The 18,237-nt window shown below is 71.4% G+C and carries 20 protein-coding genes and 1 pseudogene; 15 read left to right on the top strand and 6 right to left on the bottom strand.

The window, feature by feature from the left end:
• Window positions 1–15: 15 nt before the first annotated feature.
• On the bottom strand, window positions 16–1,914 hold the full coding sequence (locus tag ACWY4P_RS28920; RefSeq protein ID WP_456213088.1) for an ABC transporter ATP-binding protein: 1,899 nt from the start codon (window positions 1,912–1,914) through the stop codon (window positions 16–18).
• Window positions 1,915–2,128: 214 nt separating this feature from the next.
• Window positions 2,129–3,862: an ABC transporter ATP-binding protein gene (locus tag ACWY4P_RS28915; protein WP_456203257.1), complete on the bottom strand. Its 1,734-nt coding sequence runs from the start codon at window positions 3,860–3,862 to the stop codon at window positions 2,129–2,131.
• Window positions 3,863–3,966: 104 nt separating this feature from the next.
• Here ACWY4P_RS28915 and ACWY4P_RS28910 point away from each other — a divergent pair, with 104 nt between their 5' ends.
• The 7 genes from ACWY4P_RS28910 to ACWY4P_RS28880 all read left to right on the top strand — a co-directional run bounded on the left by ACWY4P_RS28910 (window position 3,967) and on the right by ACWY4P_RS28880 (window position 8,646).
• Window positions 3,967–4,251, top strand: a complete 285-nt coding sequence (locus ACWY4P_RS28910; RefSeq protein ID WP_456203256.1) for a MoaD/ThiS family protein — start codon at window positions 3,967–3,969, stop codon at window positions 4,249–4,251.
• Between the two features lie 10 nt (window positions 4,252–4,261).
• Window positions 4,262–5,797 (top strand): hypothetical protein, encoded by a 1,536-nt coding sequence (locus ACWY4P_RS28905; RefSeq protein WP_456203255.1) that lies wholly within the window; start codon window positions 4,262–4,264, stop codon window positions 5,795–5,797.
• Between the two features lie 94 nt (window positions 5,798–5,891).
• Window positions 5,892–6,587, top strand: coding sequence for an LmeA family phospholipid-binding protein (locus ACWY4P_RS28900; protein WP_456203254.1), 696 nt, complete (start codon window positions 5,892–5,894; stop codon window positions 6,585–6,587).
• Between the two features lie 249 nt (window positions 6,588–6,836).
• On the top strand, window positions 6,837–6,917 hold the full coding sequence (locus ACWY4P_RS28895) for a putative leader peptide (protein WP_352133573.1): 81 nt from the start codon (window positions 6,837–6,839) through the stop codon (window positions 6,915–6,917).
• Window positions 6,918–7,076: 159 nt separating this feature from the next.
• The gene (locus tag ACWY4P_RS28890) at window positions 7,077–7,916 is read left to right on the top strand and encodes a sulfurtransferase (RefSeq protein ID WP_456203253.1); all 840 of its coding nucleotides are present in this window, start codon (window positions 7,077–7,079) and stop codon (window positions 7,914–7,916) included.
• A 44-nt stretch (window positions 7,917–7,960) separates the two neighbouring features.
• The gene (locus tag ACWY4P_RS28885) at window positions 7,961–8,248 is read left to right on the top strand and encodes a DUF1416 domain-containing protein (protein WP_014177646.1); all 288 of its coding nucleotides are present in this window, start codon (window positions 7,961–7,963) and stop codon (window positions 8,246–8,248) included.
• Between the two features lie 140 nt (window positions 8,249–8,388).
• On the top strand, window positions 8,389–8,646 hold the full coding sequence (locus tag ACWY4P_RS28880; protein WP_456203252.1) for a DUF3099 domain-containing protein: 258 nt from the start codon (window positions 8,389–8,391) through the stop codon (window positions 8,644–8,646).
• Window positions 8,647–8,673: 27 nt separating this feature from the next.
• Here ACWY4P_RS28880 and ACWY4P_RS28875 read toward each other — a convergent pair whose 3' ends face one another.
• Complete coding sequence (locus tag ACWY4P_RS28875; RefSeq protein WP_456203251.1) at window positions 8,674–9,036, bottom strand: DsrE family protein; 363 nt, start codon at window positions 9,034–9,036, stop codon at window positions 8,674–8,676.
• A gap of 333 nt (window positions 9,037–9,369) precedes the next feature.
• Between ACWY4P_RS28875 and ACWY4P_RS28870 the strand changes: the two genes are divergently transcribed.
• From ACWY4P_RS28870 to ygfZ, 3 genes are all read left to right on the top strand, one after another.
• Window positions 9,370–9,933, top strand: coding sequence for an FABP family protein (locus ACWY4P_RS28870; protein WP_456203250.1), 564 nt, complete (start codon window positions 9,370–9,372; stop codon window positions 9,931–9,933).
• A gap of 81 nt (window positions 9,934–10,014) precedes the next feature.
• On the top strand, window positions 10,015–10,506 hold the full coding sequence (locus ACWY4P_RS28865) for a Fur family transcriptional regulator (protein WP_456203249.1): 492 nt from the start codon (window positions 10,015–10,017) through the stop codon (window positions 10,504–10,506).
• Window positions 10,507–10,613: 107 nt separating this feature from the next.
• Entirely contained in the window at window positions 10,614–11,579 is a 966-nt protein-coding gene (gene ygfZ, locus ACWY4P_RS28860; protein ID WP_456203248.1) for a CAF17-like 4Fe-4S cluster assembly/insertion protein YgfZ, read from the top strand.
• Between the two features lie 20 nt (window positions 11,580–11,599).
• Here ygfZ and dtd read toward each other — a convergent pair whose 3' ends face one another.
• The gene (gene dtd, locus ACWY4P_RS28855; RefSeq protein ID WP_456203247.1) at window positions 11,600–12,025 is read right to left on the bottom strand and encodes a D-aminoacyl-tRNA deacylase; all 426 of its coding nucleotides are present in this window, start codon (window positions 12,023–12,025) and stop codon (window positions 11,600–11,602) included.
• Between the two features lie 152 nt (window positions 12,026–12,177).
• Here dtd and ACWY4P_RS28850 point away from each other — a divergent pair, with 152 nt between their 5' ends.
• Entirely contained in the window at window positions 12,178–12,975 is a 798-nt protein-coding gene (locus ACWY4P_RS28850) for an RsiG family protein (protein WP_456203246.1), read from the top strand.
• Between the two features lie 108 nt (window positions 12,976–13,083).
• Window positions 13,084–14,331 (top strand): GNAT family N-acetyltransferase, encoded by a 1,248-nt coding sequence (locus ACWY4P_RS28845; protein WP_456203245.1) that lies wholly within the window; start codon window positions 13,084–13,086, stop codon window positions 14,329–14,331.
• 28 nt (window positions 14,332–14,359) lie between these two features.
• On the opposite strand, the gene ACWY4P_RS28840 is transcribed toward ACWY4P_RS28845, so the two are convergent.
• The gene (locus ACWY4P_RS28840) at window positions 14,360–14,947 is read right to left on the bottom strand and encodes a TetR/AcrR family transcriptional regulator (protein WP_456203244.1); all 588 of its coding nucleotides are present in this window, start codon (window positions 14,945–14,947) and stop codon (window positions 14,360–14,362) included.
• A 126-nt stretch (window positions 14,948–15,073) separates the two neighbouring features.
• On the opposite strand from ACWY4P_RS28840, the gene ACWY4P_RS28835 reads away from it, so the two are divergent.
• Both ACWY4P_RS28835 and ACWY4P_RS28830 read left to right on the top strand, forming a co-directional pair.
• Window positions 15,074–16,096, top strand: coding sequence for a zinc-binding dehydrogenase (locus tag ACWY4P_RS28835; RefSeq protein ID WP_456203243.1), 1,023 nt, complete (start codon window positions 15,074–15,076; stop codon window positions 16,094–16,096).
• A gap of 10 nt (window positions 16,097–16,106) precedes the next feature.
• Window positions 16,107–17,012 carry a TIGR03564 family F420-dependent LLM class oxidoreductase gene (locus tag ACWY4P_RS28830; protein ID WP_456203242.1) on the top strand — a complete coding sequence of 302 codons (906 nt, stop codon included), beginning with the start codon at window positions 16,107–16,109 and terminating at the stop codon, window positions 17,010–17,012.
• A 44-nt stretch (window positions 17,013–17,056) separates the two neighbouring features.
• Here the strand turns inward: ACWY4P_RS28830 and soxR are convergent.
• Window positions 17,057–17,506 (bottom strand): annotated as a pseudogene (soxR, locus tag ACWY4P_RS28825) (redox-sensitive transcriptional activator SoxR); the annotation flags it as partial.
• 53 nt (window positions 17,507–17,559) lie between these two features.
• Between soxR and ACWY4P_RS28820 the strand changes: the two are divergent.
• A complete protein-coding gene (locus ACWY4P_RS28820; RefSeq protein WP_456203241.1) occupies window positions 17,560–18,162 on the top strand; it encodes an NADPH-dependent FMN reductase in 603 nt (200 codons plus the stop codon).
• The last annotated feature ends 75 nt before the right edge of the window (window positions 18,163–18,237 follow it).

Genomic DNA, 18,237 nt, shown 5'->3' with positions numbered 1-18,237 from the left:
CCCGACCGGGGCAGCTCACTCCGTCTCGGCCACCGGCTCCGCGAACTGCGCCTCGTACAGCCGCGCATAGGCTCCGCCCGCCGCCCGCAGCGACTCATGCGTGCCCTGCTCCACGATCCGCCCCGCCTCCATCACGAGGATCACGTCCGCGTCACGGATCGTCGACAGACGGTGGGCGATCACAAAGCTGGTGCGGCCGGACCGGAGGGAGGCCATCGCGTGCTGGATCAGCACCTCCGTACGGGTGTCGACCGAGCTCGTCGCCTCGTCCAGGACCAGGATCGCCGGTTCCGCCAGAAACGCCCGGGCGATGGTGATCAGCTGCTTCTCGCCGACGCTGATGTTGGAACCCTCGTCGTCGATCACCGTGTCGTAGCCGTCCGGCAGGGTCCGTACGAAGCGGTCGACGTGCGTGGCCTTGGCCGCCTCCACGATCTTGTCGAACGAAGCGCCCTCCGCCCCGTACGCGATGTTGTCCGCGATCGTCCCGCCGAAGAGCCAGGTGTCCTGGAGCACCATGCCGATGTTGGAGCGCAGCTCCTCCCGGGACATGGCGGCGATGTCCACCCCGTCCAGCGTGATCCGCCCACCGCTGACCTCGTAGAACCGCATCAGCAGATTGACCAGGGTGGTCTTGCCCGCGCCGGTCGGGCCGACGATGGCCACCGTCTGGCCCGGCCGCACCGCCAGCGACAGGTCCTCGATCAGCGGCTTGTCGGGGTCGTAGCGGAAGGCGACGTCCTCGAACTCGACCCGGCCGCGCACCCGCTCCGGCCGCACCGGCTGGGCCGCGTCCGGCTCCTGCTCCGGCGCGTCCAGCAGCTCGAAGACCCGCTCGGCGGACGCGATGCCCGACTGGACCAGGTTGGCCATCGAAGCGACCTGGGTGAGCGGCTGGCTGAACTGGCGCGAGTACTGGACGAAGGCCTGGACGTCACCGATCGACAGCGCCCCGCCGGCCACGCGCAACCCGCCGACCACGGCGACCAGCACATAGTTGAGGTTGCCGATGAACATCATCGCGGGCTGGATGATCCCGGAGATGAACTGCGCGCGGAAGCCCGCCTCGTACAGCTTCTCGTTCTGCGCCCGGAAGAGCTCGGCCGACTCCTTCTGCCGGCCGAAGACCTTCACCAGCGAGTGGCCGGTGTACATCTCCTCGATGTGGGCGTTGAGCTTGCCGGTGGTCTTCCACTGCTGCACGAACTGCGGCTGCGCCCGCTTGCCGACCCGCGTCGCGACCACCACCGAGACCGGCACGGTCACCAGCGCGACCAGCGCCAGCAGCGGCGAGATCCAGAACATCATGGCCAGCACGCCCACGATGGTCAGCAGCGAGGCCATGATCTGGCTGAGGGTCTGCTGGAGCGTCTGCTGGACGTTGTCGATGTCGTTGGTGGCCCGCGACAGCACCTCGCCGCGCTGCTGCTTGTCGAAGTACGACAGCGGCAGCCGGGCCAGCTTGTGTTCGACGTCCTCGCGCATCCGGAAGACCGCGCGCTGCACCACGACCGTGGCGACGCGCGCCTGGAAGAGGTTGAGCAGCGAGGAGAAGGCGTAGATCACGGTCACCCACATCAGCACGGTCCCGACCGCGCCGAAGTCGATGCCCTGGCCGGGGACCACGTCCATGGACGTGATCATGTCGGCCACCGTGTCCTGGCCCGACCGCCGCAGCCCCTCGACCGCCTCCGCCTTGGTCTCGTCGGCGGACAGCTGCCGCCCGATGATGCCCGCGAAGATCAGGTCCGTGGCCTGGCCGAGGATCTTCGGGCCGAGCACCGACAGCCCGACGCTGACCGTGCACAGCGCGAGCACCACCAGCGCCAGGCCGCGCTCGGGCCGCAGCGTCGCCAGCAGCCGGCGGCTGGAGCCACTGAAGTCCATGGAGCGCTCGGTCGGCTGGCCGCCCATGAAGCGCGCGGGGCCGGCCGCGGGCGCGGGGCCTCTCCGGGGTGCCGCGGTGCCGGACGCCGGGGCCTTGGACGCCGGGGCGCTCCTCTCGCTCACGCCCCTCCCTCCCGCTCAGTCCTGGCGCGCTCCAACGCGCGGGCTTCCCTCGTCACTGCTCGCTCCTCCGTCGCTGCGCGGCTCCTCAGTCCAGCCCGCGCAGCGCGCCAAGACACGCTCACGCTGCCTCCTGCTCAGTGAGCTGGGAGAGCACGATCTCCCGGTAGGTCTGGTTGTTCTCCATCAGTTCGGTGTGGGTGCCGGCGCCGACCACCCGCCCCTCGTCGAGGACCACGATCCGGTCCGCGCCCCGGATGGTGGACACCCGCTGGGCGACGATGACCACCGTCACGTCCTCCGTCTCCCCCACCAGCGCGGCCCGCAGCCGCGCGTCCGTGGCGTAGTCCAGGGCCGAGAAGGAGTCGTCGAAGAGATAGACGGCCGGCTTGCGGACCAGCGCGCGGGCGATCGCCAGCCGCTGCCGCTGGCCGCCGGACACATTGCCGCCGCCCTGCGCGATGGGGGCCTCGAGCCCGCCCTCCATGCGCTCGACGAAGTCACGTGCCTGGGCGATCTCCAGGGCCTGCCACAGCTCCTCGTCGGTCGCGTCCGGCTTTCCGTACCGCAGGTTCGAGGCGACCGTGCCGGAGAAGAGGTACGGCTTCTGCGGCACCAGGCCGATGGACTCGGCCATCAACACCGGGTCCATGTCGCGCACGTCGACCCCGTCGAGGTGCACACTGCCGTCGGTCGCGTCGAACAGGCGGGGCACCAGGCCCAGCAGGGTGGACTTGCCGCTTCCGGTGGAGCCGATGACGGCCGTGGTCTGGCCGGGCCTGGCGACGAGTGAGACGTCGCGCAGCACGGGCTCCTCGGCGCCCGGATAGCGGAACTCCACGCCGCGCAGCTCCAGCAGGCCCCGGCGCTCCAGGGGCGGGGCGGGCTTCAGCGGCGGGGGGACGCTGGTCTCGGTGTCCAGCACCTCCTGGATGCGCTCGGCGCACACCTCGGCACGGGGCACCATCATGAACATGAAGGTGGCCATCATCACAGCCATCAGAATCTGCATCAGATAGCTGAGGAACGCGGTCAGCGCCCCGATCTGCATGTCCTCGCTGTCGATGCGGTGCCCACCGAACCAGACGACTGCGACGCTGGAGAGGTTCACCACCATCATCACGGCCGGGAACATCAGCGCCATCAGCCGGCCGGCCTTCATCGACACGTCGAGCAGCTCGGTGTTGGCCCCGGCGAAGCGCTCCCGCTCGTGCTCGTCACGGACGAAGGCCCGGATGACGCGGATACCGGTGATCTGCTCGCGCAGCACCCGGTTGACGGTGTCGATGCTCTCCTGGACGCCGCGGAACAGCGGGCGCATCTGCCGGACGATCAGCGAGACGATGATGCCCAGGGTCGGGACGATGAGCAGCAGCAGCCCGGAGAGCGGGACGTCCTGGTTGAGCGCCATGATGATGCCGCCCACACACATGATCGGCGCCGAGACCATCAAGGTGAACGACATCAGGGCCAGCATCTGGACCTGCTGCACGTCGTTGGTGGTACGGGTGATGAGGGAGGGCGCACCGAAGTGGCCCACCTCGCGCGCCGAGAAGGACTGCACACGGTCGAAGACGGCCGCGCGCACATCGCGGCCGAGTGCGCTCGCCGTCCGGGCGCCGTAGTAGACGGCGCCGATGGAGCAGACGATCTGCGCCAGCGTGATGGCGATCATCACACCGCCGACCTGCAGGATGTAACCGGTATCACCCTTCACGACACCGTCGTCGATGATGTCGGCGTTGAGGGTCGGCAAATAGAGCGTCGCCAGCGTCTGCACCAGTTGCAGCGCGACGATCAAGGCAATCGATTGGGTGTAGGGCCTCAAGTACGCCCGTATAAGTCGGACCAGCACACCGGAACCCTAAGCGAGGGTCTTAGGGCGTGCCCCTGGATTTACCGGTCTGCCGCCGGACCCCGTCATCATGGGGGGCGGCAGATGACGGGAGAGGGATCGCGATGGCGATGAAGAACACGGCGGGACCGCCGGCCGGCACCATCCGGTACTGGGCCGCGGCCAAGGCGGCCGCAGGCACCGCCGAGGAGCCGTACGCCGCGGCGACGCTCGCCGAGGCCCTGGACGCCGCCCGGCAGCGGCACGCCGCGCGGCCGGAGTTCGCGCGGGTGCTGCGGCGCTGTTCGTTCCTGGTCGACGGCAGCCCCGTCGGCACCCGTGATCACAAGACGGTCCAACTGGCCGAGGGCGGCACGGTCGAGGTGCTCCCGCCGTTCGCAGGAGGGTGACCCCGACGTCATGAGCAACCAGCCGCAGCATCCCGGGAATGATCCGTACGACCCTTATGGGCCGAACGGGTCAGCCGAGCCGCCGTATCAGGGCTACGAAGGATACGAGGGTTACGAGGGGCAGGGGCAGCAGGGCACGTACGGGTCCTACGACCCGCATGGGCAGTACGACCCGCGCGGGCAGTACGACCCACACGGGCAGCCGCCCGCCTCCTGGCAGGGGCACGACGGGTCCGCGTACGACGGAGCCGCGTACGTCGGACCGTCCGGGTACGACGGGCAGCAGGCCGCGTACCAGCACCCGCAGCAGCAGGCATACCCGGAGCAGGGGTACCCACAGCAGGGGCACGCACAGCAGGGGTACCACCAGGCCGGCCAGGGGGGATATCAGGACGGCCAGGGCGGATACCAGGGCCAGGGATATCAGGAGCAGGCCTACCCGAGCCAGGGATACCAGGGCCAAGCGCACCAGGGGCAGACGTACCAGGGCCAGGCGCACCAGGGGCAGCAGGAAGGCCAGGGGTACCAGGAGCCGTACGCCTCCACCTGGGACGGTCAGCGGCAGCACGCCCCGGCCGGCCACACGACGGCGGACACCATGCGGTTCACGGCCGCCACACACCCCTCCCAGCCTCAGCCCCAGACCCAGCCCGGCCGCGCGCCGCGCACCCCGGCCCAGGCCGGGCCCGCGTCCCGGACCGCCGCCGCGCCCTCACCCTCGGCTCCCACGGAGCGCCCCACCACATCCGCCGAGCCCGCCGAGCCCGCCGCCCAGCCGCTCACCGCCGCCCAGCGGGCCCGCGCCGAGGGCCGCTCGCCGATCATCGCGCCGGGGCTGACGCCCGCCGCCCTGACCGCCGTGCTCGCCGCCCTCCTCGCGGCCACCGCGCCGCTGGCCCGGCCCGCCGTCGCCGTCGTCGTGGCGCTGCTACAGGCGGTCACCGCGGCCGGCTGGTTCCGGCTCAACGGAATGTGGCCCGCCCGGCAGGGCATCGCGCTGGCCTTCGCGGGCGGACTGGCCGCGGACATCGGCCTGCTGACCACCGAGCGCGCCCACGCCCCGACGGTGATCATGGGCACCCTCGGCGTCTGGCTGCTGCTGGTGCTGATCCTCCAGCTGCGCAGCCACGCCTCGCCCGACGAGCGCCTGTACGGCCTGACGGCGACCGTCGCCTCGACCGCGGTCACCGTGATCGCGGCCGGGCACCTGGCCGCGGTCGCCGAGTCCTCGGACGCCGTCGTGGTGGGGGCGGCCGCCGTCGCCGTGGCGGCGCTCGTGCGCGCCCTGCCGCTGCCTGGCGCAGCCTCGGCGGTGCTGGCGCTGCTGGCGTCCGCGGGCGCGGGCCTGGCGGCCACCCGGGTGACCGACACCGGCACCACCAGCGGCGTGCTGCTGGGCCTGGCGGCGGGGGTGTGCGCGCTGATCGGACTGCGCGTGGCCAGCTACGACTATCCGTCCCGCTTCGTCCATATGACCGCGGGCGTCGCCCTCCCCCTCGCCGCCGCGGCCCCGGCTGTCTATGTGATCGGCCGCGCGCTGGTGTGATCCAGGCCTCGCCGCCCGGCAACGCCCAGACCGCTGCGGTTAGGCTCGCAGCCTCAGGCGTGGGCCTGAGCCAGAACATGGGGGACCCAACGCAATGCGCGCACTGCGAATCACGCTGATCGTCTTCGTCGTACTCGGCATTCTGTTCGTCGCCGCCGACCGCCTGGCGGTGTATTTCGCGGAATCCGAGGCCGCCGACAAGATCAAGACCAGTCAGGGGCTGACCAGCACCCCCGATGTCTCGATCAAGGGTTTCCCGTTTCTGACCCAGGTCGCCGGCAAGGAGCTGGACGAGGTCGAGATCGGCATGGACGGGCTGACCACGGACGCGGGGGGCGGCCGTACGGTGCGCGTCACCAAGCTCAGCGCCACGCTGCACAATGTCCGGATATCCAGCAGCTTCTCGTCCGCCACCGCCGACAGCGCCTCCGGGTCCGCGCACATCAGCTACGCGGACCTGTCCACGGCCGCGGGTCAGGGCATCACGGTCGGCTACGCCGGGAAGGACGAGTCGGGCCGCAGCCGCGTCAAGATCACCGGGCAGGTGCTGGGCTTCAGCCTCAGCACGTACTCCACGGTCACCATCGTCAATGGCGACACCATCCGGCTGCACGCCGAGTCCGTCCCGGGCAGCAGCGTCCCCCGGTGGGAGGAGAAGGTGCGCGAGCGCACGGACATGGACCGGAAGATCGACGGCCTGCCGGCGGGCATGCGGCTCGACAAGGTGGAGACGAACAAGGAAGGCATAGACGTGTCGGTCACGGGTAAGAACGTCGAGCTGGCGGGCTGATCACCCCGCCGCCCTCCCCTTGCGGCCGTCCCCCACGTCCCTTCCCTCAGGCCGTTCCTTATCTCCATACGCTGTGTCCATCCGCTGAGACGATCTCGTCCGCGATGACAGACATTCACGGGCGCCCGACGCCCCGCCGACCACTCCGCGGGGCGCCGGGCGCTCTCGCGTTTCACATCGCGGACAATCTCGTCTCACCATCCGACACGCCGGTGACATGCCCGCCGATCCGTCCCTACGATCGGACGCATGAAGCGACAGGCGGATCTCACGAAGCGGCGGGCAGTAGACCTTTGCCGCGTGGCCGCCATGCTCTGTCGCGCCGCCTGACGAGGACGCGCGGCCCGCTCCTTGACCTCACGGCCCCGCTCCTATCGGCCCGTCAGCCGAGCCCGCCCGCACTCCGTTCGTACGCTCGCTACCGAACCGCGCGTAGCCCGCGTTCCGACGCGTACCCGTACCGCCGCAACTGCCCCGGAGGAGAGAAACATGAGCCGCAGTGACGTCCTGGTGGACGCCGACTGGGTACAGGCCCGCATCGATGACCCCAAGACGGTCATCGTGGAGGTCGACGAGGACACCTCTGCCTACGAGAAGAACCACATCACGAACGCCATCCGCATCGACTGGAAGCAGGACCTCCAGGACCCGGTGCGCCGCGACTTCGTCGACCAGGCGGGCTTCGAGAAGCTGCTGTCCGAGAAGGGCATCGCCAACGACGACACGGTCGTGCTCTACGGCGGCAACAACAACTGGTTCGCGGCTTATGCCTACTGGTACTTCAAGCTCTACGGACACCAGGACGTCAAGCTCCTCGACGGCGGCCGCAAGAAGTGGGAGCTCGACTCCCGCGACCTGGTCGCCGAGGTCCCGTCCCGGCCGCAGACCGAGTACAAGGCCAAGGCCCAGGACACCGCGATCCGCGCCTTCCGCGACGACGTCGTGGCGGCCATCGGCTCGCTGAACCTGGTGGACGTCCGCTCCCCCGACGAGTTCTCCGGCAAGCTGCTCGCCCCCGCGCACCTCCCGCAGGAGCAGTCGCAGCGGCCGGGCCACGTCCCGAGCGCCCGCAACATCCCCTGGTCGAAGTCCGCCAACGACGACGGCACCTTCAAGTCCGACGACGAGCTCAAGGAGCTCTACGAGGGCGAGGGCGTCGACCTGGCGAAGGACACCATCGCCTACTGCCGCATCGGTGAGCGTTCCGCTCACACCTGGTTCGTCCTGCACGAGCTGCTCGGCCAGACCAACGTCAAGAACTACGACGGCTCCTGGACCGAGTACGGCTCCCTCGTCGGCGTGCCGATCGAGCTGGGCGCCAACAGCTGACCCTCCCTCCCCTCCCTCTCCCCGAAACGTAAGGACAGTCACCCATGTGTGGAGCAACGGCCGGCGGCCCCGACGCGTCGACCATCAAGCCCGGCGAGACCACCATCCAGGGGTCGGTAACCCGTGACGGCGAGCCGGTCACCGGCTACGTCCGGCTGCTGGACAGCACCGGCGAGTTCACCGCCGAGGTCCCCACCTCGGCGACCGGACAGTTCCGCTTCTACGCGGCCGAGGGCACGTGGACCGTGCGCGCCCTGGTCCCGGGCGCGACCGCGGACCGCACCGTCGTCGCCCAGAAGGGTGGCCTGGCGGAGGTCGCCATCGCCGTCTGACGCCCTCCGCGCGTGGACGGACAGGCACGGCCGGAGGGCCGCACCCCGGGGTTGGACACCTCGGCGGGGTGCGGCCCTCCGGGCTGTTCGGGGCCGTCTCAAGCCTGTCCGGGCGGCGCCCCCGGACGTATCCTGGGGATATGTACGCGCGACGCCGCCACGCATACTTCATCCTGATGGGCGCGTGTCTGACGCTCTTCATCTCGGCATGGGGATTCGTGCGCCTGTGGTCCGTCCCGGCCGCCGTCGTGATGTGCGTCATCGCCATGGTGATCCCGCCGCTGGCCGCCATCGTGGCCAACCGCAGGGGCCCGGACGACCGGTGGTGGGACGAGTCGGGCGACGCGGAGTCCGACCGCTGGTGGCGGGAGCTGGACGAGTACAACCACCGCCGCTGACGCGATCTTCGGTCAGCAGCCCCCCGCTCAGTAGACGAGCGCCTGTACGCCGTCCGGCATGATCTCGCTGACGAACACCTGCGCCCCCGCGATCCGGGCGCCCTCCATGAGGTCCTTCTCCTCGATGTCCCGCCGGGCCGCGCACTGCGAGCACACGGTGATCGTGCCGCCCGCGAGGATGCCGTCGATCAGCTCCGGCAGCGGCGCGGCGTGCGGCAGCTCGAACTCCGCCGCGCGTCCCGGGAGCGCGAACCAGGCCGACTCCCCCGTCAGCCACAGCGAGACCTCCACGCCGCTCGCCGCGGCCACCGCCGCCACCGTGAACGCCTGGGAGCACCGCTCGGGCGCGTCCGCGCCCGCCGTCACCTTGATCACCAGCTTCTTCGCCATACGGCCAGCCTAAGACCGGGCCGGATGCCTCCCCCGCGGCCTCCCCTCATGGGAGACCTCGAAGAGCCGACCACCACACCGGCGACTAGACTCGGCCCCGGTCCATGACCGTTCCGCGAGTCCCACCGGAACACCCCACTCCTCCAAGGAGCGCGCTCGTGCTTGAGGCAGTCTTCACCACCCTGCTGATCCTGGTCGTCGTCGCCGTCCTCGGCTTCGCCGCACTGACCTGGAAGAAGCTGTACCAGGGCCAGCGCTGACCTTCCTCTCCCCCGCCACTCCCCTGCCACCCGGCACCCCGTCCACTCCCCTCCCCACAGATCGCCTGAATCCATGATCGAGATCCCGTCCGACCTCCACCCGGACCTCGTGCCGCTCGTCTTCCTCCTCGGCAACTGGGAGGGCGCGGGCGTCTATGACTTCCCGGAGACCGAGAAGTGCAACTTCGGGCAGGAAGTGACCTTCACCCACGACGGACGCGACTTTCTGGAGTACATCTCGCACACATGGGTGCTCGACGGCGACGGCAAGAAGGTCCGCCCGCTGGAGAGCGAGTACGGCTTCTGGCGGATCGACAAGGACCGCAAGGTCGAGATCGTCATGATCCGCGACCAGGGCGTCGTCGAGGTCTGGTACGGCGAGCTGGCGGAGGGCAAACCGCAGATCGACGTGGTGACGGACGCCGTGGCCCGTACCGCGGCCTCCGGCCCGTACTCCGGCGGCAAGCGGCTCTACGGCTACGTCAAGAGCGATCTCATGTGGGTCGGCGAGAAGGCCACCCCCGAGGTGCCGCTGCGGCCGTACATGTCCGCGCACCTGAAGAAGGTCGTGGACCCGCGCGAATGGGCCAAGGACCTCAAGGACCTCCCGGACGACGGCATCGCCTTCTTCCGCTGACCGGCCGCTGACCTCCCGCCGACTTCCCCCTGACCTCCCGCCGGCCCACGGGCGCCCGGGCCCACGCCTACACTGGGCTCCGTGGCGACCATCGACTGGAAGACAGATCTGCGGGAGCGCGGCTATCGCCTGACGCCGCAGCGCCAGCTCGTGCTCGAGGCTGTCGACCACCTCGAGCACGCCACCCCGGACGAGATCCTGACCGAGGTGCGCCGCACCGCCAGCGGCGTCAACATCTCCACGGTGTACCGCACCCTGGAGCTGCTGGAGGAGCTGGGGCTGGTCAGCCATGCCCACCTCGGCCACGGCGCCCCCACGTACCACCTGGCCGACCGGCACCACCACATCCACATGGTCTGCCGGGACTGCACGGATGTGATCGAGGCCGATCTGTCGGTGGCCGAGCCGTTCGTCCGGCAGCTGCGGGCGAACTTCGGCTTCGACACCGACATGAAGCACTTCGCGATCTTCGGCCGCTGTGCCAAGTGCTCGGCCAATCGAGCGGGCGACGACTCCGAAAAGGGCCGCGGCAAGGGCCGCGACAAGGGCCGCACGACCGAGGCCGGGTCCTAGGCCGGGTCCTGAACCGTGTCCCAGGCCAGGGCCGTGACCTGAGCCGAGGGGCCGTTGGCCGAGTCCTGGGTCGCGTCCTTGACCGGGCCGAGTCGTAGGCTGAGCTCATGAAGAGCCCTTTGCTGTCGCTGCCCGGCGCCGTCCCCGGCGAGGGCCCCGACGAAGGCGTCGCCGCGCACTACGGCGACCTGTTCCGCGAGCAGCGCGCACTCGCCGACGGCTCCGGTTTCGTGGACCTCTCGCACCGTGGCGTGGTCACGGTCGGCGGCCCGGACCGGCTGACCTGGCTGCACCTGCTGCTCACCCAGCACATGAGCGAACTCCCGGCCGGTCAGGCCACGGAGGCGCTGATCCTCTCCCCGCACGGCCACATCGAACACGTGCTCTACATAGTCGACGACGGCGAGACCACCTGGGCCCATGTGGAGCCCGGCACCCAGGGCGACCTGCTCGCGTACCTGGAGAGCATGAAGTTCTTCTACCGGGTGGAGGTCGCCGACCGCACCGAGGAGTTCGCGGTCGTCCACCTCCCGGCGGGCAGCATCGCCGAGGCCCCCGAGGGCGCCGTCGTCCGCGAGACCCCGTACGGCCGGGACCTGTTCCTGCCCCGCGCCGACCTGGAGTCCTTCGCCGCGGCGAGCGGCCCGCCGGCCGGTCTGCTGGCGTACGAGGCGCTGCGCGTCGAGGCGCACCGCCCGCGGCTCGGCCTGGAGACCGACCACCGGACGATCCCCCACGAGCTGGGCTTGATCGGCAGCGCCGTACACCTCCACAAGGGCTGCTACCGCGGCCAGGAGACCGTCGCCCGGGTGGAGAACCTGGGCAAGCCGCCCCGCCGGCTGGTCTTCCTCCACCTGGACGGCAGTGAGGTGACATTGCCCGGCCACGGCGCGCCCGTACGGCTCGCCTCGGAGGGCACGGCGGGACGCCCGCTGGGCTTTGTGACGACATCGGCCCGCCACCACGAGCTGGGGCCGATCGCCCTGGCGCTGGTGAAGCGGAACGTGCCCGTAGACGCGGCGCTGATCGTGGATACGACGGCCGCGGCGCAAGAGGTCGTCGTCGAGCCGTAGAGGAAGACGTAGGCGGGGCCTCAGACCTCGACGATCACCGTGAACGGGCCGTCGTTCGTGAGCGAGACTTTCATGTCCGCCGCGAACCGGCCCGTCTCCACATGCGCGCCCAGCTCCCGCAGCCGCGCCACGACCTCGTCCACCAGCGGCTCGGCGACCTCGCCCGGCGCGGCCGCGTTCCAGGTGGGCCGGCGCCCCTTGCGCGCGTCGCCGTAGAGCGTGAACTGGCTGATGACCAGCAGCGGGGCGCCCAGGTCCGAGCAGGACTTCTCGCCCTCCAGGATGCGTACGGACCACAGCTTGCGGGCCAGCTGCGCCGCTTTCTCAGCAGTGTCGTCGTGAGTCACTCCGACCAGGACGCACAGCCCCTGGCCGACGATCTCCCCGACCGTCTCGCCGTCCACGACGACGCTCGCCCCGTTCACCCTCTGTACCACAGCACGCATACGGTCCATCATGCCCTGCCTCCTTCCGGGGCCGATCGGGTGGAAGCCCGCTGCGGACGGACCGTACACAGTGGCACGATGCGTGCAAGCGGTGCGCAATGGGCACAACGCGATCAGCTCGCGTCGCACCGCATGGAGGGGACGGAAACCGCATGATCACATCCGGCACCGGGCAGCCGCCCGGGCCCGCACCGACGCGCCTGGAAGACGGCGACCTGCTCCAGGCGGCCACCGAGGCGCTCCAGCAGCCGGGATTCCAGCCGACGGACCTGAAGCAGCCGGGACTGCCCGGGCTGCCCGGAGTGCAGCCGCCACGGCCGCCGAGCCAGCGCGGCGGCCGGCAGGCCGACTCGACGCCCGGCTCGGCACCCAGCGCGGCACCCAGCGCGGCACCCAGCGCGGTACCCAGCTCGGCGCCCGGCTCAGCACCCGCCTCGGCGGCGCGGGAGCTGGCCGGGCTGCGGCTGCCGGAGCTGCGGGGGCTGCGCCGCTCGGCCCAGAACGAGGAGGCGGATCTGAGCTATGTGCGCAGGCTGCTCCAGGGCCGGATCGACATCCTGCGCGCCGAGCTGAACCGCCGCTCGGCCCCCGACTCGCCGGTGGCGGCGGCGGAGGACCGCCCTCCGGCCGCGCTGGTGGACCTGCTGCCGGAGATCCTCGTCGACGGCCCGTCAGGGCACCGCTCCTCGGCCCGGCATGTGACGCTCGGCACTCCGCAGGGCGCGGAGTCCCGGCGGCTGGCCGAGGAGATGCTGGCCGAGGTCGGCCTGTCCGACCTCCAGGCGCGTACGGACGAGGAGTTGAGCGGCGCGATGGGCCGTCTCGTCGGCTACGAGCGGCAGGTCTCGCGGCGGCGGCGGGAGCTACAGCGCACGGCGGACGATTGCGGTGCGGAAATCACCCGAAGGTACCGTGAAGGGGAAGCACACGTGGACGACCTTCTCTCGTAAGCCCTCCGCGGCCGTAAGCCCTCCGCGCCCGTACGGTCCCGCCGGCCCGTACGGGCGCGGGTGATATCCAGGTGCGCCCCGCCGCACCGGCCGCCTACCGTGGGGTCCATGGCCTCAGAGATCCGTACAGTCGCCGACTCCGACCTCACCGACTGGACCCGCGCGCTCCACACCGGATTTCTGCGGCCCCCGGAGACGAGCAAGGAAGAGGTCGACATCGGGCGGGCGCACATCGGTTCCGAACTGGACCGTGTGCAGGGGGCCTTCGACCGGGGCCGCTGTGTGGGCACCTTCCGCAGCTTCGCGCAGCGGCTGACGGCGGTCGGCGGGGCCGAGGTGGCGGCCGACGCCATCAGCAACGTCACGGTCTCGCCCACGCACCGCCGCCAGGGGCTGCTCAGCCGGATGATGGACCGCGATCTGCGCGCGGCCAAGGAGCGCGGCGAGGTGGTGGCGTCCCTGACCGCCGCCGAGTACCCGATCTACGGGCGGTACGGCTTCGGCCCGGCCACCTGGGTCACCGAGTGGCGGGTGGACGTCGCCCGCGCCGGGCTCGACGCGCGCTACTCCGGGCCCGCGTGCGGCGGCCGGGTGGACTTCGCGGACGGCGCCGAGGTACGGGAGCTGGGCCCCGCGCTGCACGAGCGGCTGCGCGCCCGGCAGCACGGCATGATCGACCGTCGCGAGCTGTGGTGGCGGGTGAACACCGGCCTGCTGCCCCACCCCAACCAGCCGTGGACGGAGCCGTTCTACGTCCTGTACCGCTCCCCCGACGGCTCCGTGGACGGTCTGCTCGCCTACACCAGCGACGACAAGTGGGAGGGCAAGCGCCCCCACGACACCGCCAAGGTGCTCGGGATGCTCGCGGTCACCCCGGCCGCCGAGCGCGCGCTGTGGCACTTCCTGTTCTCCGTCGACTGGGTCACCCACGTCGCCACCGGCCACCGCCCGCCGGACGACGTGCTGCCGCTGCTGCTGGGCGACCCGCGGGCGGCCCAGGTCACGACGTACGCCGACTTCCTGTGGCTGCGGCCACTGGACGTCCCCCGGCTGCTCGAGGCCCGTACGTACCCCGTCCCGGGCTCGCTGGTCCTGGAGCTGTCCGACCGCGCGGGCCTGGCCGGCGGCCGCTATCTGCTGGACGCCGGACCCGACGGCGCCACCTGCGCGCCGACCACCCGGTCCGCCGACCTGACCATGGACATCGGCGAGTTGGGGACGCTGTGGCTGGGTGACGAGTCCGCGGTCCGGCTGGCCGCGCTGGGGCGGGTCGCCGAGGAGCGCGCGGGTGCCGCGGCGCTGGCGGACCTCCTGCTGCGCACCCCGCGCCGCCCTTGGTGCCCGGACATCTTCTGAGCAAGGCCCTGCTGAATGGGGACCGGCGTTACTTGCCCTGGCCGACCAGCAGGTCGGCCAGGTCCCTGACCGACTGACGGAACCGCGTCCAGTCCCCGCCCGCCGTCAGCCGTCGCACCAGCTCCCCGTCGAACGCGGCCAGCAGCATGTGGGCCACGAATTCGGCGTCGAGGCCCGGCCTGAGCTCCCGGACCAGCGCGGAGACATGGTCGTGCCACCCCCGGTAGGTGGGGTCGTCGAACTTGTCGTCGCCGCAGGCGCGTTCGTGCGCGGCGATCAGGGACAGGTGGCGCTGGGAGATGTCGGCCAGCGCGTCGAGGAAGGCCAGCAGCCGCTCGCACGGGGCGGCGGCGGTGCCCAGCGGCGCCGCTTCCTCGTGGATGGCCTCCAGCAGCCGGGCCGCGCGGTCGGCCAGCAGCGCCTGGAACAGACCGGTACGGCTGCCGAAGCGGCGGAAGACGGTGCCCTTGCCGACCCCCGCGGCGGCCGCCACCCGGTCGAGGGACACATGCTCGGCGCCGCACTCCGCCAGCAACTCCTCGGTGGCGCGCAGGATCGCGCGCCGGTTGCGCGCGGCGTCGGCGCGCTCGCCGCGCACTGCCGTGGCCTCGCTCACGGCCCCCTCCTCCCATCCGGTCCCGTCCGGTCGACGGTTGTAACCGGACCGCTGGTCCCCATAGTATCCACCCCAGACCAACCGGACTGCTGGTCCGGTTCACCCGTCTGCCCTGGGGAGGCAGCCATGAGCAGCAGCACAGCCACCATGCGCGCGCTGATCGTCGATCCCGAGGCTCCGGGGTCCCTGCGCTTCGCGGACGTACCGGAGCCCCAGCCGGGGCCCGGCGAGGCGCTGGTCGAGGTGCGGCACGCGTCGATGAACTACGGGGAGGTCCGGTGGGCCGCCCATCAGTCGCCCGGCTCCGTCATGGGCTATGACGCGGCGGGTGTCGTGCTCCGCGCGGCGGCCGACGGTTCCGGACCGGCGGCGGGCAGCCGCGTGGTCGCCTTCGGCCCCGGCGCGTGGAGCGAGCGCGCGGCCTTCGCGAGCGACGGCCTCGCCGAGCTGCCCGACTCCGTCGACCTGGCCGACGCCGCCGCACTTCCGCTGGTCGGTATCACCGCCCTGCGTACGCTGCGCGCGGCCGGGAACGTCCTGGGCAAGCGGGTGCTGATCACCGGCGCCTCGGGCGGCGTCGGGCGGCTGGCCGTTCAGCTGGCCCGGCGGGCCGGGGCGTACGTCATCGCCTCGGTGGGCTCCCCCGCGCGCGGCGAGGGGCTGAAGGAGCTCGGCGCCGACGAGGTCGTGGTCGGCCTGGAGCCGATCGAAGAGCCCGTGGACGTGGTCCTGGAGAACGTCGGCGGGCTTCAGCTCGTCGCCGCGTGGGGCTTGCTGGCGCCCGGCGGCAATCTGCAGAGCATCGGCTGGGCCGCCCACGACCAGCCCGCGGTGTTCCCGCCGAACAGCATCTTCTCGCTCGGCCCCGCCAAGTCCCTGCACTCATTCGCCGACCCCTCCCACCCCGGCCCGGACCTCGCCGCCCTCGTCGGCCTCCTCGCGCGCGGCGAGCTGTCACCGGAGATCGGCTGGCGCGGCTCCTGGGAGCGGGTCACGGACGCGGCCGACGCGCTGCTCGGGCGGCGCGTGCCGGGCAAGGCCGTACTCGACATCGCCGCCCCCGCCACGGAACCCACCGCCACCCGCTCCACCGACCCGGCCACCGAACCCGTCACGACGCCCGCTACGACGCCCGCTACGACACGGTGAAAGGCACCCCATGCGCATCGGACTCCTCCTGAACCTCCTGGGCACCCCGTTCGACACGGTCGTCGAGCAGGCGCGCGAGATCGCCACGTCCGGCCTCGGCACGGCCTGGCTGCCCGAGATGGGCGCCTGGGACGCCCTGACCACGGCCGCCGCCCTCGGCCCCCAGGTGCCCGGGCTGGCGCTGGGCACATCCGTGGTCCCGACCTATCCGCGCCACCCGCTGACGCTCGCCGCCCAGGCGCTGACCGCGCAGGCGGCCACCGGCAACCGGCTCACCCTCGGCGTGGGCGTCAGCCACCGGCACATCATCGAGGGGCAGTTCGGCCACTCCTTCGACCGGCCCGCCCGCCATCTGCGGGAATACCTGTCCGCGCTGGTGCCCTTGCTGCGCGGCGAGAGCGTGACGTACGAGGGCGAGACCCTCAAGGCCGTCGGCGCGGTGACCGCGCCCGGCGCCGAGCCGCCGGCGCTGCTGGTCGGCGCGCTCGGTCCGGCCATGCTCAAGGTGGCGGGCGAGCTGGCCGACGGCACCATCGCCGTCTGGGCGGGCAGGGCCGCCCTCGCGGACCACATCGTGCCCACGATCACCGAGGCGGCGGCCCGTACGGGGCGGCCGGCGCCGCGCGTCGTCGTCTTCAAGGCCGTGGGTGTGACCGTGGATCCGGAGGCGCACCGTGCGGCGCTGGCCGAACAGTTCAACCAGGTCGACCAGATCCCGCACTACCGCGCCGTGCTGGACCGCGACGGCTCGGCCGGCCCGCAGGACACCGCCATCCTGGGCGACGAGTCCACCGTCGAGCAGGGGTTGCGGGAGCTGGTCGACGCGGGGGCGACCGAGTTCATCGCCGCACTTGTCGGCACGCCCGAGGAACAGGCGCGCACGCTCTCCTTGCTGGCCGGGCTGGCCACGTCCTGAGCGGAGGGGCCGCAGACACCCGGCTCCTCCGAATCGGAGCAGGACTTCAGCAGCCGCCGCGCACCCGGGCCCTGCTCGCCGAGCCGGTCGTACGGGTTCGCGAGCGCGCACTTGTCGATCGACAGGCAGCCGCAGCCGATGCAGTCGGTGAGACTGTCGCGCAGATTCTGCATCTGCTCGATCCGCTCGGTGAGGTCGGCACGCCAGCACTCCGAGATCCGGGCCCAGTCCTCCTTGGTGAGGACGTGGTCCTCGGGGAAGAGCGAGAGGACCTCCCGGATCCTGGCCAGCGGGATGCCGACACGCTGCGAGGAGCGCACGAAGGCGACCCGGCGCAGCGTGTCGCGGGTGTAGCGGCGCTGGTTCCCGGAGGTGCGGCGGCTGTGGATGAGCCCTTCGCGCTCGTAGAAGCGCAGTGCGGAGGCGGGGACGCCGCTGCGCTGGGACAGGTCGCCGACCGTGAGTTCATGGGTCTTCCACGACATATGGCTCATGGGAAACGAGAGTAGCTTGACTTCAACCAATGTTTAAGTCCGAGGCTGTGGTCATGGTTACCGCCAACAACGCAGCCACTGACCCCATCCGCCTCGCCGTCATCGTCGGCAGCACCCGCGAGGGCCGCTTCGCCCCGAAGGTCGCCGACTGGTTCACCAGTCGCACCGCATCCCGCGCGGAGCTGCGCACCGACGTCGTCGACCTGGCCGAGACGCCTCTGCCCGGGACCCTCAGCTACCGGCCGGGCCCCGAGGACGCCAAGGCCCTGGCGGCAGTGACGCCCCGGCTGGAGGCCGCCGACGCGTTCGTCGTGATCACTCCCGAGTACAACCACAGCTACCCGGCCTCCCTCAAGAACGCCATCGACTGGCACCACAAGCCCTGGCAGGCCAAGCCCGTCGGCTTCGTCTCGTACGGCGGGATCTCCGGCGGCCTGCGCGCGGTCGAGCACCTGCGGCTGGTCTTCGCCGAGCTGCACGCGGTCACCGTGCGCGACACGGTGAGCTTCCACAACGCCGGGGATCTCTTTGGCGCGGACGGCACGCTGAAGGAGCCGAAGGGTCCCGAGGCGGCCGCCGAGACCATGCTCGACCAGCTGGTGTGGTGGGCACGGGCGCTGCGCGAGGGCCGCGCGGCCCGCCCGTACCAGGGCTGACCCCGTACGAGGCCCACCGGCGCGGGCCGGGTCTCCACCGAGGAGCTCCGCGCCCACGCCGGGCAGCTACGGCCT

This window comes from Streptomyces sp. LZ34, assembly GCF_053890475.1.
This window is presented reverse-complemented; position numbering and strand designations above follow the sequence as displayed.